General features: G+C 70.7%; 15 protein-coding genes. 4 read left to right on the top strand and 11 right to left on the bottom strand.

Annotated elements, in window-relative coordinates; all coding sequences use genetic code 11:
* Window positions 1-62: 62 nt before the first annotated feature.
* Window positions 63-989 (bottom strand): cytochrome c biogenesis CcdA family protein, encoded by a 927-nt coding sequence (locus H4F70_RS16635; RefSeq protein ID WP_182357990.1) that lies wholly within the window; start codon window positions 987-989, stop codon window positions 63-65.
* Complete coding sequence (locus tag H4F70_RS16640; RefSeq protein WP_182360471.1) at window positions 986-1,678, bottom strand: DsbA family protein; 693 nt, start codon at window positions 1,676-1,678, stop codon at window positions 986-988. The genes H4F70_RS16635 and H4F70_RS16640 overlap by 4 nt, the downstream gene beginning before the upstream one ends.
* A gap of 273 nt (window positions 1,679-1,951) precedes the next feature.
* On the opposite strand from H4F70_RS16640, the gene H4F70_RS16645 reads away from it, so the two are divergent.
* Both H4F70_RS16645 and H4F70_RS16650 read left to right on the top strand, forming a co-directional pair.
* A complete protein-coding gene (locus tag H4F70_RS16645) occupies window positions 1,952-2,422 on the top strand; it encodes a hypothetical protein (RefSeq protein ID WP_182357991.1) in 471 nt (156 codons plus the stop codon).
* Window positions 2,423-2,854: 432 nt separating this feature from the next.
* On the top strand, window positions 2,855-3,322 hold the full coding sequence (locus tag H4F70_RS16650; protein WP_372497602.1) for a murein hydrolase activator EnvC family protein: 468 nt from the start codon (window positions 2,855-2,857) through the stop codon (window positions 3,320-3,322).
* Between the two features lie 35 nt (window positions 3,323-3,357).
* Here the strand turns inward: H4F70_RS16650 and H4F70_RS20875 are convergent, their stop codons facing one another.
* The 3 genes from H4F70_RS20875 to H4F70_RS16660 form a co-directional block, all read right to left on the bottom strand.
* Window positions 3,358-3,480, bottom strand: coding sequence for a hypothetical protein (locus H4F70_RS20875; RefSeq protein WP_268968339.1), 123 nt, complete (start codon window positions 3,478-3,480; stop codon window positions 3,358-3,360).
* A 116-nt stretch (window positions 3,481-3,596) separates the two neighbouring features.
* Window positions 3,597-3,767, bottom strand: a complete 171-nt coding sequence (locus H4F70_RS16655; RefSeq protein WP_182348074.1) for a hypothetical protein — start codon at window positions 3,765-3,767, stop codon at window positions 3,597-3,599.
* 308 nt (window positions 3,768-4,075) lie between these two features.
* The gene (locus H4F70_RS16660) at window positions 4,076-5,413 is read right to left on the bottom strand and encodes an alpha/beta hydrolase (protein WP_235681174.1); all 1,338 of its coding nucleotides are present in this window, start codon (window positions 5,411-5,413) and stop codon (window positions 4,076-4,078) included.
* 372 nt (window positions 5,414-5,785) lie between these two features.
* On the opposite strand from H4F70_RS16660, the gene H4F70_RS20880 reads away from it, so the two are divergent.
* Window positions 5,786-5,914, top strand: coding sequence for a hypothetical protein (locus H4F70_RS20880; RefSeq protein WP_268968296.1), 129 nt, complete (start codon window positions 5,786-5,788; stop codon window positions 5,912-5,914).
* 122 nt (window positions 5,915-6,036) lie between these two features.
* On the opposite strand, the gene H4F70_RS16665 is transcribed toward H4F70_RS20880, so the two are convergent.
* Window positions 6,037-7,731, bottom strand: coding sequence for a molybdopterin-dependent oxidoreductase (locus H4F70_RS16665; RefSeq protein WP_182357992.1), 1,695 nt, complete (start codon window positions 7,729-7,731; stop codon window positions 6,037-6,039).
* 150 nt (window positions 7,732-7,881) lie between these two features.
* On the opposite strand from H4F70_RS16665, the gene H4F70_RS16670 reads away from it, so the two are divergent.
* A complete protein-coding gene (locus tag H4F70_RS16670; RefSeq protein WP_182357993.1) occupies window positions 7,882-8,553 on the top strand; it encodes a fasciclin domain-containing protein in 672 nt (223 codons plus the stop codon).
* A gap of 102 nt (window positions 8,554-8,655) precedes the next feature.
* Here the strand turns inward: H4F70_RS16670 and H4F70_RS16675 are convergent, their stop codons facing one another.
* From H4F70_RS16675 to H4F70_RS20260, 5 genes are all read right to left on the bottom strand, one after another.
* The gene (locus H4F70_RS16675) at window positions 8,656-9,459 is read right to left on the bottom strand and encodes an anti-sigma factor (RefSeq protein WP_182357994.1); all 804 of its coding nucleotides are present in this window, start codon (window positions 9,457-9,459) and stop codon (window positions 8,656-8,658) included.
* Window positions 9,452-10,051, bottom strand: coding sequence for a sigma-70 family RNA polymerase sigma factor (locus H4F70_RS16680; protein ID WP_235681175.1), 600 nt, complete (start codon window positions 10,049-10,051; stop codon window positions 9,452-9,454). The genes H4F70_RS16675 and H4F70_RS16680 overlap by 8 nt, the downstream gene beginning before the upstream one ends.
* 278 nt (window positions 10,052-10,329) lie before the next feature.
* Window positions 10,330-11,322, bottom strand: a complete 993-nt coding sequence (locus H4F70_RS16685; protein WP_182357996.1) for an SDR family NAD(P)-dependent oxidoreductase — start codon at window positions 11,320-11,322, stop codon at window positions 10,330-10,332.
* Window positions 11,319-11,777 carry an SRPBCC family protein gene (locus H4F70_RS16690; protein ID WP_182357997.1) on the bottom strand — a complete coding sequence of 153 codons (459 nt, stop codon included), beginning with the start codon at window positions 11,775-11,777 and terminating at the stop codon, window positions 11,319-11,321. The genes H4F70_RS16685 and H4F70_RS16690 overlap by 4 nt, the downstream gene beginning before the upstream one ends.
* A 9-nt stretch (window positions 11,778-11,786) precedes the next feature.
* On the bottom strand, window positions 11,787-13,082 hold the full coding sequence (locus tag H4F70_RS20260) for an SAM-dependent methyltransferase (protein WP_235681591.1): 1,296 nt from the start codon (window positions 13,080-13,082) through the stop codon (window positions 11,787-11,789).
* Window positions 13,083-13,114: the final 32 nt, after the last annotated feature.

A 13,114-nucleotide genomic window follows, 5' to 3' on the forward strand; every position in this document is an offset into this window, starting at 1 on the left:
CTGGGGCCGCGTCCGGGACGGCCGTCCCCGCAATGTTCGCCTCCGCGAACTCGGAGATCCGCCTATCGGTGCTGCGGGTCGTGGCCCCCGTCGGCGTGGTCAACATGCTCGCCGCGGTCGGCATGCTCGCCGTGGTCATCCACGTCGCTGCCGGCGTCGCGCCGTTCGCTGCGGCGCCGGCGGAGTATCCGCCACCCGAGCACCAGCGCCGCGACGAGGACGGCGGCGAAGATCACCGCCGTGTTCGAGACGGACCCGGCGATACGGCTCACGGACTCCTGCAGCTGCTGGTCGGTGTCGACCCCCACGATCCCGCCGAGGTTGGCCGTGCCGTCGGTGGCGAGGAACAGCGCGCCGATCGCGATGAACAGCAGGCCCGACACCAACGACGTGGTGTGGGTGTGCAGCGGGCCGATCGTGATGCCGCGCCCGCGCAGCCAGCGCCTGCTGCCCAGGTTGAACCGGTCCCACAAAAGCGCCAGCAGAAACATCGGCAGCGTCATGCCCAGGGCGAACACCGCTCCGATCACGCCGCCGTAGATGGGGTTGGACCCGATCAGCGCCAGCGAGAGCACCGCCCCGATCAGCGGCCCGGCACAGAACCCGGCCAGCGCGTACACGGTGCCCAGCAGATACACCGAGACGTTTCCGGAGATCGTGATCGACGCGCTGGCGCGCTGAGCAGGCCCGAAGGAGAACCCCTTGCCCACGATGATCACCACGCCGAACACGATCAGCACGATCCCGCCGACCAGCGTGGCGGTGCCCCGATACCGCGTCACCAGCGAGCTGAACGCGCCGACCCCGGCGCCCAGCGGCACCATCACCGTCGCGAGCCCCAGGTAGAACAGCGCCGACCGCGCCGCAAGCTTGCCGACCCCGTCGAAGGCATAGGCGAAGAAGGAGGGCAGAAGCAGCGCCGAGCAGGGGCTGAGCAGGAGCAGCACGCCCCCCAGCAGCGCCCCCAGAAGGCCGATCTCGGAACTCATGCGTCGTCCTGGCCTTCGAGCAGCGTGTCGATCACGTTCGTGAACTCCGAGGTGGGCTGCGCTCCGAGCATCGGGTATCCGTTGATCGAGAATGCGGGGGTCGCGGGTATGCCGAGCTGCTGCGCCTGGGACGAGTCCGCGGCTATCGCCGCGTCGAACTCGTCGCTCTGCATCTGCGTGGTGAACCTTGCGATATCCGGCACCCCGGCCTCCTCCGCGAAGCCGCGCAGCTTGTCGACGGTCATCGGCGGGTGACCGCCGTCGGGAGCCGCCGCATACAGCGCCCGGTTGAACTCCCAGAACCGGCCCTGTTCGGCCGCCGCCCGCGCGGCGCGCGCGGCCATCATCGACTCTTCGCCGTAGATGGGCATATCGCGCCATTCGATCCGCAACTGTCCCGAGTCGACGTACCGCTCGACCAGTTCGGGCTCGATATCGCGGCTGAACTTCGCGCAGAACGGGCAGCGGTAGTCGGCGAACTCGACGAGCACCACCGGGGCGTCGACGGCGCCGAGCGCCAACGGGTCACCCGGAGTGCGCGTCGCGAGCGCACCGAGCGGCCCGATCTCACCGTGGGTGACCCCGCGTTGCTGCGATGCCGCCGTGCTCGACTCCGTCCGGCCGCCATCGTCGTTGCCGGTGAAAAGCAGGACCCCGAGCGTGACGGCGACGACCGTCAGCACCGCCATCGCGGCGATCTCGAGGCGCCGTCGGGTGACGCCGACGGCCCGCGGCGTGCGGTCCGGTCCAGAGGTGGTGTTCAATCTTCGCTCCGTGTGCTCGTGCGTGGCGTGCGGGCCACCGCTGCATGGTGCACGAGGGCGCATCCCACGGCGGTGCCGCATCCACTACTATGCATGATAGTAGTTCGACGCTACTATTCGAGAGGGGAATCACGCTCCGCGTCCGACATCGGCGCCGGGCGCCGGCCCCGAGATCAGGCGCACAGGGAGGAACCGCAGATGCACGTCGCAGAAGACGGGACCGCCGCAGCAGACGCCCCGCGGAGGACGAGGATCCACTGGTGGCGCGCCGCAGCAGCGGGCATCGCCACTGCGGTGATCATCGGCGTACCGACCGACGTCATCGCCAACCCGTGGTTCGCCCGCGAGATCCCGGTGCGGTGGTGGGAGTATCCGGTCCTCGCCGCCACGTGCCTACTCACCGCGGCGTGGTTCGGGATCCGGATGGCCCGCCCCGAGGACACCGCCGGCAGGCCCGGCGCGTACGGCGGCGCCGCCCTGGCACTGTTCGCAGTGGGCTGCCCGGTGTGCAACAAGCTGGTGCTCCTGGCCGTCGGCACCTCCGGAGCGCTGGGGCTGTGGGCGCCGATCCAGCCCTACCTGGCGGTCGTCTCACTGGCGCTACTCGGCGCGGCCGTGGCCTACCGGTGGCGGCGGCGAGATTGCGGGCCCGCCTGCCGGACGGCGTGATCCCCGCCTGCCGAACGGCGTGATGCGCCTGGCGCCGACGACGCGGAGGCGGCCGGATCGGCCCGCTCCAGCAAACTACTAAGTTAGATAGTATTTGCGGCAGCGATCGTATACCCTTTCGTTACTTTGACAGGGTGCCTGGCACCGCGCTTCGTCGAGTAAGGATTCACCGTGGACCGACGCCGAAAGCCGATCCCCCCGCTCCCGACCCGCGATACGCGCTCCGCCCACGCCGGTCCCGGCGCTGCCCGCCCGGGCCACCGGCCCCCCGCGGCGAAACCGCGCCGACGGAAGAGCACCGTCGCCACCGTCGCCGCCGGTGCTGCACTCTGCGCCGCATTCCAGGCGGCGGCTCCGGCATCGGCGCAGGCGGACACGGGATCCGCCCAGCAGCTCGGCCTCCTCGCAGAAGGCGTCAGCATTCTCGGTGATGTGGTGTCATCGTCCACCGGATCGGCCGGATCGCTGTTCAACGGGGGCGGCAATCGTGCGGTCATGCCGGTCTACGGCACCGTCACATCGGGTTTCGGCCCCCGATGGGGCACCACGCACCAGGGGATGGACATCGCCGGCGCCATCGGAACCCCGGTGTCTGCCGCAGCCGACGGGATCGTGACCGAGGCCGGCCCCGCCGCGGGGTTCGGGCTATGGGTGCGCGTACAACACGACGACGGCAGCACCACGATCTACGGCCACATCAACGAAGCCCTCGTCGAGCAAGGACAGACCGTCCAGGCCGGCGAGCAGATCGCCACCGTGGGCAATCGCGGCGACTCCACAGGGCCGCACCTGCATTTCGAGGTCCGCAACGCGGCCGGAGTCGCCGTGGACCCGGCGCGGTGGCTCGCTCAACGGGGCGCGTTCCTCGCGCCGATCGGCAGCCTGGGTTCGTTGTTCTGACCGGCCTGGCCGGAGCCGCAGCGCGCAGGCGGCTGTCAGAAGAAGTCCGGCGCCAGTTTCGTGACGATGGAGTAGAACAGCGCGACCAGCGGGACGCTCCAGTCGCCGGAGCCCTCGGTGGACAGGGTCGCGGAAAGGCTCGTCTTCTTGTCGTCCACGGCGGTCTCCTCTCATGGCGCCGACGGTGCGGCGAGATCAACACTAGCGCCCCACGACACAACAGGAGCCCCACACGTTACATCCGTGTGGGGCTCCGCTGCGTTACTGCGACGGATCAGCTGGCGCTGAAGCCGGCGAGGTCCTGCAGCATGCCGCCGACCGTCTCGAGCATGTCGCCGAGCTGGGCGATCTGCGCGGAGCCGACGCCGCCGTCGGCGCTGCCGCCGCTGGAACCCGAGCTGAGCGAAGAGAGCGAGCCGTCTGCGGGAGTGCGCTTGAAAGACATATTGTCTCCTACTGGGTCGATCGTGCAGGGGGCGCCGTGCCCACCAACGCCCCCTCCGGGCGCCGCCGTCCATTTAACCCGAATGTAGCGCCCATCACAAGACCATTTCGGACTCGAGCCCATTCGCGCTGGTCAGGTGTTCACAAGCGCCCCTACCTGGGAAAATGTCCTCACATCACCGGCACCGCCGCAGCCGTTCAATACAATGAGACGCGCCTGCGGCGGCGACCTCGTCGGGTCGCCGCCGCCGGCGCGTGCGGTAATTCGGTGTGCCTCAGCAATCCGTCCGACGGATGCCGCTACACGTATCAGTTCCGCGCGGGAACCCCCATGGCCGCGGCCATTCCATCCCAGGAGATGTGCAGGTCGTCCTGCCAGTAGCCCCACGAGTGGGTGCCGGTGGGCTTGAAGTTGTACGTGATGTTGTCCATGCCCATGGCGTTGGTGCGGTTGGCCAGGTCATGCGTGCACATGTTGGTGGCCGCCTCGATGACGCCGCCGACGACGATCTGGTTGGCCAGCGCGAACTGGTTGCCGTCGAGCTCCGGGTTGGCCAGCGTGTCATGCGGTCCGGGCAGGCCGCTGCCGGTGGCCACGTAGACGTAGTCGATGCCCTTGAGCTTCTCGGCGTTCACTGCGGCGTCGTTGGCCACCCAGTCCGGGCCGCCCTTGGGACCCCACATGTCTTCGACGTCGATGCCGCCGCGCATGCCGGTGACGACCTCCACGTACTGCTGGCCGGGGAAGGTCGAGGTGGCCGCGCAGCCGCTGTAGCCGCCGACCGCGTTGTACAGGTTGCCGCCGGGGGTGCCGCCGTTGGCCACGGAGCCGTCGTCGGCTGCCCACTCGGCCAGCGAGAGCACCGCGCTGCCGGACATCGACAGGCCGGCGATGCCGTTCTTGCCGTTGGTGTCGAACACCTGGTTCATGATGGACGGCAGCTCCTCGGTGAGGAAGGTCGTCCACTTGTTGTAGCCGTGCAGCTCCTCGACGGGCTGCTGCCAGTCGGTGTAGTAGGAGAACATGCCCTCGAGCGGGGTGACCACGTAGACGTTCTCGTCCTTGAGGAACGACTGGATGTCGGTGCGGGCGCTCCAGTTGGCGGCGTCCTCACCGCCGCCCGCACCGTTGAGCAGGTACAGCACCGGGGAGGCCACGCCCGCATCCGCCGGGAGCATCACGTGCATCGGGATGGTGCGCTGCATCGACGCCGAGTAGACGTCGAGGATGATGTTCCGGTCCGACTGCCAGTCCTGGTAGGACGAGTTGTTGATGATCAGCGGGTCGCTGACGCGGTTCTTCGTGTCGGTCTTGGGGGCCGTCTCACCCTCCGGGGCGAGATTCATCGCGCGGGCGCCGACCAGGTGCGAGACCGGGTTCTCCGCGTTCCACTTGTTGGTCTGGTTGTAGTCCGGGACCTCGGTGAAGGTGGAGGTGAACTCGTTGTTCTCGATCTTGTCGATCAGCGCGGACAGCCGCGGGTAGGACGCCGGATCGTTCTGGATGTCGGTGGAGCTGTTCTCCCAGCTCACGTCCGCCTGGGCGACGGCCGGCACGAGAGCCATCGACGACAGCGCCAGCACCGACGCCGCGACCACGGCCCGCGTCCCCCGCCGGACCACTCCGGCCTTACCTTGTGGGCTCATCCGCACCATCAACTCCTCACTAGGACCCGACGCGATCACGGGTCAACGCATCACGATTCTGCCCGACTCCACCCGACCCCCCGACCGGGAGACGGTCCGCCGCAGTGTGCGCGGCGATTCACCGCACTTCACCAGGACCATCGTCAAGCAACGCCGTAAGGTTACCCGGTGGTCGCGGTGCTGGATACACCCTTCCGTGCAATGGCCGGAATTTCTGCCGCACCGGCTGTCACCCGAACGGTCGGATGGCACAATTCACCCCCCGCGCACCGCGTGATCCGGGTAACCTTTTCGGCCGCCGCGGCGATACAACGGGCGGCATCTGAATTTCAGTGAGGGCACCGAGAGTGCCCCTGGGCCAGGAGGAACATCATGGGATCGCTTCAGGACATGTTCAACTACGTTGCAGGCTCGATCGGCGACCTCGGCGCCATGTTCGTCGGAAGCGTCAACGACGCTTTCGACTTCGTCAACGGCAGCCTCGCGAACCTGTTCAGCTGAGCTGATCGCCAGCACCGCCCTCGCAGGCGGGTCGGCGCCACCAAGGCCCGCCCGCCCGCGCGGTGCGCCAGGCTCCGCCCCGGCGCCGCGGGCCTCCGCCGCCCACGCGGCCGCGCCGCCCGCTACCCCCGGACTGTGACGACGATGCTCTGCCATCCGGTGGCGCCGCCCGGAATCGGCGGGGTGCGTTCGGGCGTCTGCACCACGCCGTCACCGTCGGTGGCCCGCACCTGCAGCGTCGCGCTGCCGGCGTCCGCGGCGGTGACGTCCCAATCCCAGAACCACTGCCGCCACGTGTCGATCGAGTACTCCTCGGCCAGCGTCGCGCGATGCCATGGGCCTTCGTCCACCCGCACCTCGACGGCGGCGATGCCGCGGTGCTGCGCCCACGCGGTGCCCGCCACCCGCACCCGCCCGGGCCCCACCGTCGCGAACGCGTCCGGCACGTCGATGCGCGAGGCCGTCTTGATCGGCGCCTTCGCGCCCCAGCCGCGGCGCGTCCAGTAGGCCTGTGCCCGGTCGAAACGCGTGAACTCCCAGTCCACCACCCACTTGGTTGCGGAAACGAATCCATACAGCCCCGGCACCACCTGGCGTACCGGGTAGCCGTGCTCCAGGGGCAGCGGCGCGCCGTTCATGGCGATGGCCAGCATCGCATCGCGCCCGTCGGTCAGCGCGGCCACCGGCGTGCCCACCGTGAACCCGTCGGCACTGGTGGACAGCAGCATGTCCGATTCCGGATCCACATCCAGCTCTGCGATCAGGTCGCGCATCGGACAGCCGATCCACGTGGCATTGCCGGCCAGGCTCCCGCCCACCTCGTTGGACACACAGGTCAGGGTGACGATCCGCTCGATGGGCGTGCGCGCTGTGAGATCGCCCCAGTCCAGGGTGCGCTCGCGGCCCACCATGCCGTGGATGCGCAGCCGCCAGTCGTGCGTGCTCACCGCCGGCACCTGCAGCGCCGTGTCGATCCGGTAGAAGCGCGGGTTGGGCGTGATGAACGGCGTGGATCCGGGGACGTCGATGTCCGTGCCCGGCGGGATCGGTGCGGCACGGTCCGCCACGGCCGGGATGCGGAAGTGAGCGCGCTCGGCGATCACGTCGCGCAGATGGGCGCCCAGCGCCCTGCCCCCGGCCCACGCGGCGGCGGCGACCGCGGCGACCGACCCCGAGACCGCGAAGAATCTGCGTCGCGACACGCCCTGCCGCTCCCCCGGCTGCTCCGCGGACGTCGCCGTGTGCGCCAGGGCCGCCGACGGCAGGCCCCTCGTGGCCGGCGTCTTCGGGGCCGGCGTCTTCGGGGCCGGCGTCTTCGGGGCCAGTGTCTTCGGGGCCAGGGCCTTCTGCATCAGCCGCAGCGCGCCGATCCCCGCCGCCACGCCGACGACCGTCGGCGCCGCCCACGCCGCCGTGGCCTCCGGCCGCGTCAACGCCGCATACAGTCCCACCGCTCCGCCGGCGAGCAGCATCGCCGACCCCACCGGCCGCAGCGGCCGCTCCGCCACCCCGGCTACGGCGGCGAGTACGACGATCACGAGCACGAGGCCGGCGAACAGCGCGGGCTTGTCGTTGGTGGCGAAGGTGTCGATGGCGAACTCGCGGGCCCACGCCGGCGCCCGATCCACCGTCGTCGCCCCCACCGCGAAGAACGGGGACGAGTTCGGTGCGACGGCCACGCTCACCAGCTCGCCGACCCCGAGCACGATGCCGGCCGCCAGAATCCCCGTCGCTGCCCGGGCGCACAGCAGAGCCGCCCGGCGCCCGCGCGGCGGCCTGTCCGGGTCCGTCTGTGCCGGTTCCTGCGGTCTGGTCATGTTCGGGGATTCGGAGCGGCGGCGTCGGCGGATGGGCGCCGAATCATTCTCCGCCGCCACCCATCCGCCGCGGCGGCGGCCGCGAATGCCTTCCGACAGCTGCTCGACCGCTCCGGCGCACGCGCCGGGCGCTCACTGAAGGGAACCACAATGCGCACAACCACTCGTACGAGGCTCGGCGGCCTCGTGGCACTGGCCGCGGCGGCGACGCTCGGTCTCACCGCCTGCTCGTCCGACGGCGGCGACTCCGGCTCCGCCATGTCCGGCACCACGGCGGCCTCGCAGACGCAGGAATCCGGTATGTCGTCGGGCATGGCCGAGCCCGCTTCCGACCTGGTGGGCCCCGGCTGCGCCGCATACGCCGAGCAGAATCCGTCGGGCCCGGGCTCGGTCTCGGGCATGGCGCAGGACCCGGTCGCCACGGCGGCCTCGAACAACCCGATGCTCACCACCCTCACCAAGGCAGTCTCCGGCCAGGTGAACCCGGACGTCAATCTGGTCGACACCCTCAACAGCGGCCAGTTCACGGTGTTCGCACCCACCGACGAGGCCTTCGGGAAGATCGACCCGGAAACCATGTCGATGCTGCAGACCAACGCCGACGCGCTGACGCAGATCCTCACCTACCACGTGGTGCCAGGGCAGTTGAGCCCCGACGAGATCGCGGGGACGCACAAGACGGTCGAGGGCGCCGAGGTCACCGTCACCGGCAGCGGCGACGACTTGAAGGTCGACGGCGCGTCGGTGGTGTGCGGCGGGGTGCAGACCGCCAACGCCACCGTGTACTTGATCGACAGCGTGCTCATGCCCCCGCAGAGCTGACGTTGCACGCCGCCCGGCCCGCCGCCTCATCGCAGGCGGCGGGCCGGGTTCTTCGTCGCTGTCGCCGAGGCGGCCGACCCCCGGCCTGGCCGGCGCCGGCCGTCAGGTCAGGTTGATGGTGGCGAGGACGTTGGTCGGCGCGGGAGAACCGCCGGGCGGCTCGACACTGATGCCGAATGTCGTGGAGGAGTCGATGTCCTGGACGACGGCGCGCGTGGACGGCGTCACCTGGGCCGGTCCCATCATCCCCACCGATGTCGGCGGGTGATCCGACCCCAGCAGCCACAGCTGATAGACGGTGTCCGGCTGCGGCGGCGCGACGCCGTCCATCAACAGCACCGCCGCGTTCGCGTCCCGCGAGTACACCACCGTGGCCGTGCCGCCGCCGACGTCGACGGCGCCCGTGCGGACATCCGACGCGGCGAACACCTGCGCCGCAGGAGGCGGCCCCTCGGTGCCGCCGATCCGGTCGCCGATCACCACGCCGCCGGCCACGAGGATCGCCGCCGCGGCGGCCCCACCGAGTCCGCGGGCCCAGCGCCTGCGTCGCCGAAGGCGCCGCTCGTCCAGCGACGCGGGTGCCGGCAGGGCACCCGGCCCCGCCTGCGCGGGACCGGCTTTCGCCGACCGGTCCGCTTCCGCATCCGCATCGATGCGCGCCATGATCCCGCCGAAGAGGTCTGCCGGCGGATGTTGTTCGGTGGTGTGGGCATAATCCGCCAGCGCCTCGCGGTGGTCGCGGACGCGCCGCAGAAACTCGTCGCGCACCCCCTGGTGGGCGACATCCATTGCGGAGTCGATGGCCCTGCGCTCCGCGTCGTCGACAGCGTCGAGCGCGTAGGCGGCGGCGAGGCCCAGCAACTCGTCGTCACTGCCGTGACCGGCGGTCCGGATCTGTTCAGTCATCGCTGCGCTCCCTGCGGTTCCGGCTCTGCCCGCCGAGGCAGTCGCGCAGCCGGGCGAGGCCGTCGCGCATCCGGGACTTGATGGTGGGAAGGGCCACCTGCAGTCGTTCGGCCACCTGCCTATAGGTCAACCCACCGTAGTAGGCGAGGTCCACGCTGGAGCGTTGCACGGCCGTAAGCGTCTCCAGACAGTCCGCCACCGCACGCTGCTCATCGCCGCGGACTACGGCCTCGGCCACATCGTCGTATCCGGTCGCCGTATCCGCTGCCCCGTAAGCGTTGTCACGGTTCGTGCTCGCTTGCTCACTGCGCACCCGATCGATGGCGCGCCGGTGCGCGAGCGTGATCAGCCAGGACATCGCCGAGCCCCTGGCGGGGTCGAAGGACGACGCCGTGCGCCACACCTGCAGGTAGACCTCCTGGACGGTCTCCTCGGCGTAGCCCGGGTCGCGCAGTACGCGCAGCACCATTCCGTAGACCCGAGAGCTGGTGACGCGGTAGAACTCGGCGAAGGCGTCTCTGTCACCGTCGGCGAGCCGGCCCAGCAGCACGGCGGGGTCGGCGGTCTCGCCTGCACGCTGGCGTGCGCTCACGCTGTTGGACTCTCCACAGGCGAGAATGCTACCGGAGCACGTCACTCGGCCGTCCCAGGAACGCCGCCGCGCCGCCCCCGCCGACACCAGTCGCGTCGCCATCGCGCATTCACCCCGTCACCGGTCCGGCCCCGCGCATGCCGAGGCCGCGTTCGCCCGCTGCGTCTCGGGCTCCGTCCCCCGTTGCGAAATTGCGAACATGCTCATGCAAAGGATTCGACGCAGCAGACGCGCCGGATGGGTTTGACGACGCTGCCGAACGGGTAGGGGCCCTGCCGTCAGGCCTGCACCGCACTGCGCACATACCGCCACAGCGCGTCCCGCTCGTCGGCCGAGTAGCACGTACCCGGCAGGTAGTGCTGCGGCCGTGGGGCGCGGTCGTGCCAGAAGAGCCCGCCGGACAGCTCCCGGCCGGTGGCGACGAGCCAGGTGACGGTGTCGGCGCCCTGGTCGGGGCTGCGCAGAATCGCGCCCGCCAGCCGGTGGAACCCCGGCAACGACCTGGCGACACCGGGGGTGTCGACCCAGCCCGGATGCATCGCCGCCACCGTCACTTCGTCACCCGACCAGCGCTCGGCGAGGCACGGCAGCAGCGCGACCTGCATGCGCTTGGTCCGCGCGTAGGCGGTGGCGCCCCGGTACCGTCCGCGACGGTACTCGGGATCCTCGACGTGCAGCTTCTGCGTGTACATCCCTCCTGACGAGACAAACACGACGCGCGGCCGCTCCGCCCGGGCCAGCAGCGGCCGCACCTCGTCCGTGAGCACGATGGGGCCGAGGACGTGGGTGGCGAGCGTGGTCTCGTGACCCTGTGCGGATTCTCCCCGGGACGCGGGCAGCACTCCGGCGTTGTGGACGAGGGCGTCCAGCTTCGGCAGCGCAGTCCGCAGTCGTCGTGCGGCCGAGCGCACGTCGTCGAAGTCCGACACGTCGCAGCGTTCCACGCGGACGTCGGCCTGCGGATGCGCGCGCAAGACCTCGTCGCGCGCGGCGGCGCCCTTGTTTGTGTCGCGCACGAGCATCACGACCTGCGCGCCCAGCCCGGCGAGCTGCGTCGAGGCGGCCTTGCCGATGCCGGAGTTCGCACCCGTCACTGCGACGACGGCGCCGGCCAGCGCTCCGTCGTCGAGGTCCGGGTCGTCGTTCGGGCCCTCTGCGCCCCTCCACAACCGTGACCGCAGCGCGTACCCGACGCGCGAGTAGCCGGGCACCACGGTGCGGTCGAGCGCGGAATCCGCCATCGACCGCAGCGCATGCCCGGCCTCGGTCATGCCTCGACCACGTCCCGCATCCGTTCCAGGGTGCGGCGCATGTCGTTGCGGTTGCGCCGTCCGCGCAGCGCGCCGAGCAGGATCCAGTACGGCCGTGCCCACAGCGCCGAGGTGAAGTCGAACGTCTCGGTCACGTCCACTCCGTCCCCGTCGGCGCGGGGTTCCAGGCGGTAACCCCACCGTGTGATGGGGTTGTCCGCGGAGCCGACGCCGAAGGTGAACTCGCGCTGCGGTTCGCACACCAGCACCGTGCACGGGGTCCAATAGGTGGGGCCGACCTCGTTGCGGCGCACGTGGCCGCGGAACCGGGCGCCGACGGCCGGCCCGGACGCACCGCCGAGCCACTCCGCCTCGAACGTCTCCGGCGAGAACTCGCCGATGCGTGTCACGTCGCTGACCAGCTCCCAGACCGCCTGCACCGGCGCGTGCATGGTGATCGTCGTCTCTTCGTGCATAACCCGAAACTACCGGCCTTCCCCGTCTGCGCCGACCTGCAGCGGGGACGGCGTGCGCTCCCCGGGGCGATCGAGCACGATCTGCTGCACGTCCAGGTAGCCGGACCGGAACCCGGCCTCCGCGTAGCACAGGTAGAAGTGCCACATCCGCCGGAACACCCGGTCGAATCCCAGCGCGTCGATCCGCCGGCTCTGCGCCTGGCTGCGCTCGTCCCACAGGCGCAGCGTGCGCGCGTAGTGCGGGCCGAAAGACATCGACCCGCGCACACGCAGATCCGTGCACGCCCGCGCCACCGACTCGATCGCCTGTGCCGACGGCAGGAACCCGCCGGGGAAGATGTACTTCTGGATCCAGGTGTAGGTCTCCCGGGTGCGCAGCATCCTGTCGTGCGGCATGGTGATGGCCTGCAGCGCGAACCGGCCGCCGGGCGCCAGCAGCGTGTCCACCGCCCGGAAGTAGTCGGCCCAGTACTCGTGCCCGACGGCCTCGATCATCTCCACCGAGACGATCGCGTCGTACTCCCCGTCGACGGCGCGGTAGTCGCACAGGTCCACACGCACCCGGTCTCCGTACCCGGCAGCCCGCACGCGCCTGGACGCCTCCGCCTGCTGCTCCTCCGAGAGGGTCACCGAGCGGACGTGGGCACCGCGCGCCGCTGCTCTGATGCACAATTCGCCCCAGCCGGTGCCGATCTCGAGCAGCCTGGTGCCCTCGCCCACGCCCGCGGCATCGAGCAGCCTGTCGATCTTGGCCCGCTGCGCCGCGGCGAGGCCGCCCCATCCGGCCGCGCCGCCCTCCTCGAACAGCCCGCTGGAATACGTCATGGTCGAGTCGAGGAACAGGGCGAAGAAGTCGTTCGACAGGTCGTAGTGCTGCGCGATGTTGCGGCGCGCGTTCTCCGCGGTGTTGCGCTCGCGCAGCGGCCTGGCCCGCACGTAGAGCCTCCGCAGGCCCTGCAGCCGCGCCGGCACCAGGTCGGTCATCCGCGTGGCCAGCCGGGCGAGCACCGCGTCGAGGTCCGGCGACGCCCAGTCCCCGGCCATGTAGGCCTCACCGAAGCCGATGAGCCCGTCGGCGCCGACGCGCCGTGCGAACGCGGCGGGGTCGTGCAGGATCATCCGCGGGGCGGGCGGAAGCCCCGGCGAGGGTTCGGCGGCGTCGCCGAGCACCGTGCCGTCGGGCAGCTCAATGCGGATCGGCGTGCCCTGCGCCGCGAGCCGGCGGGCGATCCGGCGGAACAGCAGCGCCACCACCGGCGCCGCCAGGCGAGCCCGGACCGTCCGCGGCGCCTCCGGCACGCGCACGGTTGCGCCTGCGCCGTCGGCATCGCCGCGTC

Source organism: Tomitella gaofuii, from assembly GCF_014126825.1.
Taxonomy (GTDB): Bacteria; Actinomycetota; Actinomycetes; order Mycobacteriales; family Mycobacteriaceae; genus Tomitella; species Tomitella gaofuii.

Bases quoted from the DNA above. Each gene is read 5' to 3' on its own strand.
- H4F70_RS16640 (WP_182360471.1), bottom strand. From the start codon at position 1,678: ATGGCGGTGCTGACGGTCGTCGCCGTCACGCTCGGGGTCCTGCTTTTC.
- H4F70_RS16645 (WP_182357991.1), top strand. From the start codon at position 1,952: ATGCACGTCGCAGAAGACGGGACCGCCGCAGCAGACGCCCCGCGGAGG.
- H4F70_RS16675 (WP_182357994.1), bottom strand. From the start codon at position 9,459: ATGACTGAACAGATCCGGACCGCCGGTCACGGCAGTGACGACGAGTTG.
- H4F70_RS16685 (WP_182357996.1), bottom strand. From the start codon at position 11,322: ATGACCGAGGCCGGGCATGCGCTGCGGTCGATGGCGGATTCCGCGCTC.
- H4F70_RS20880 (WP_268968296.1), top strand. From the start codon at position 5,786: ATGGGATCGCTTCAGGACATGTTCAACTACGTTGCAGGCTCGATCGGC.
- H4F70_RS16655 (WP_182348074.1), bottom strand. From the start codon at position 3,767: ATGTCTTTCAAGCGCACTCCCGCAGACGGCTCGCTCTCTTCGCTCAGC.
- H4F70_RS16690 (WP_182357997.1), bottom strand. From the start codon at position 11,777: ATGCACGAAGAGACGACGATCACCATGCACGCGCCGGTGCAGGCGGTC.
- H4F70_RS16660 (WP_235681174.1), bottom strand. From the start codon at position 5,413: ATGAGCCCACAAGGTAAGGCCGGAGTGGTCCGGCGGGGGACGCGGGCC.
- H4F70_RS16635 (WP_182357990.1), bottom strand. From the start codon at position 989: ATGAGTTCCGAGATCGGCCTTCTGGGGGCGCTGCTGGGGGGCGTGCTG.
- H4F70_RS16670 (WP_182357993.1), top strand. From the start codon at position 7,882: ATGCGCACAACCACTCGTACGAGGCTCGGCGGCCTCGTGGCACTGGCC.
- H4F70_RS16665 (WP_182357992.1), bottom strand. From the start codon at position 7,731: ATGACCAGACCGCAGGAACCGGCACAGACGGACCCGGACAGGCCGCCG.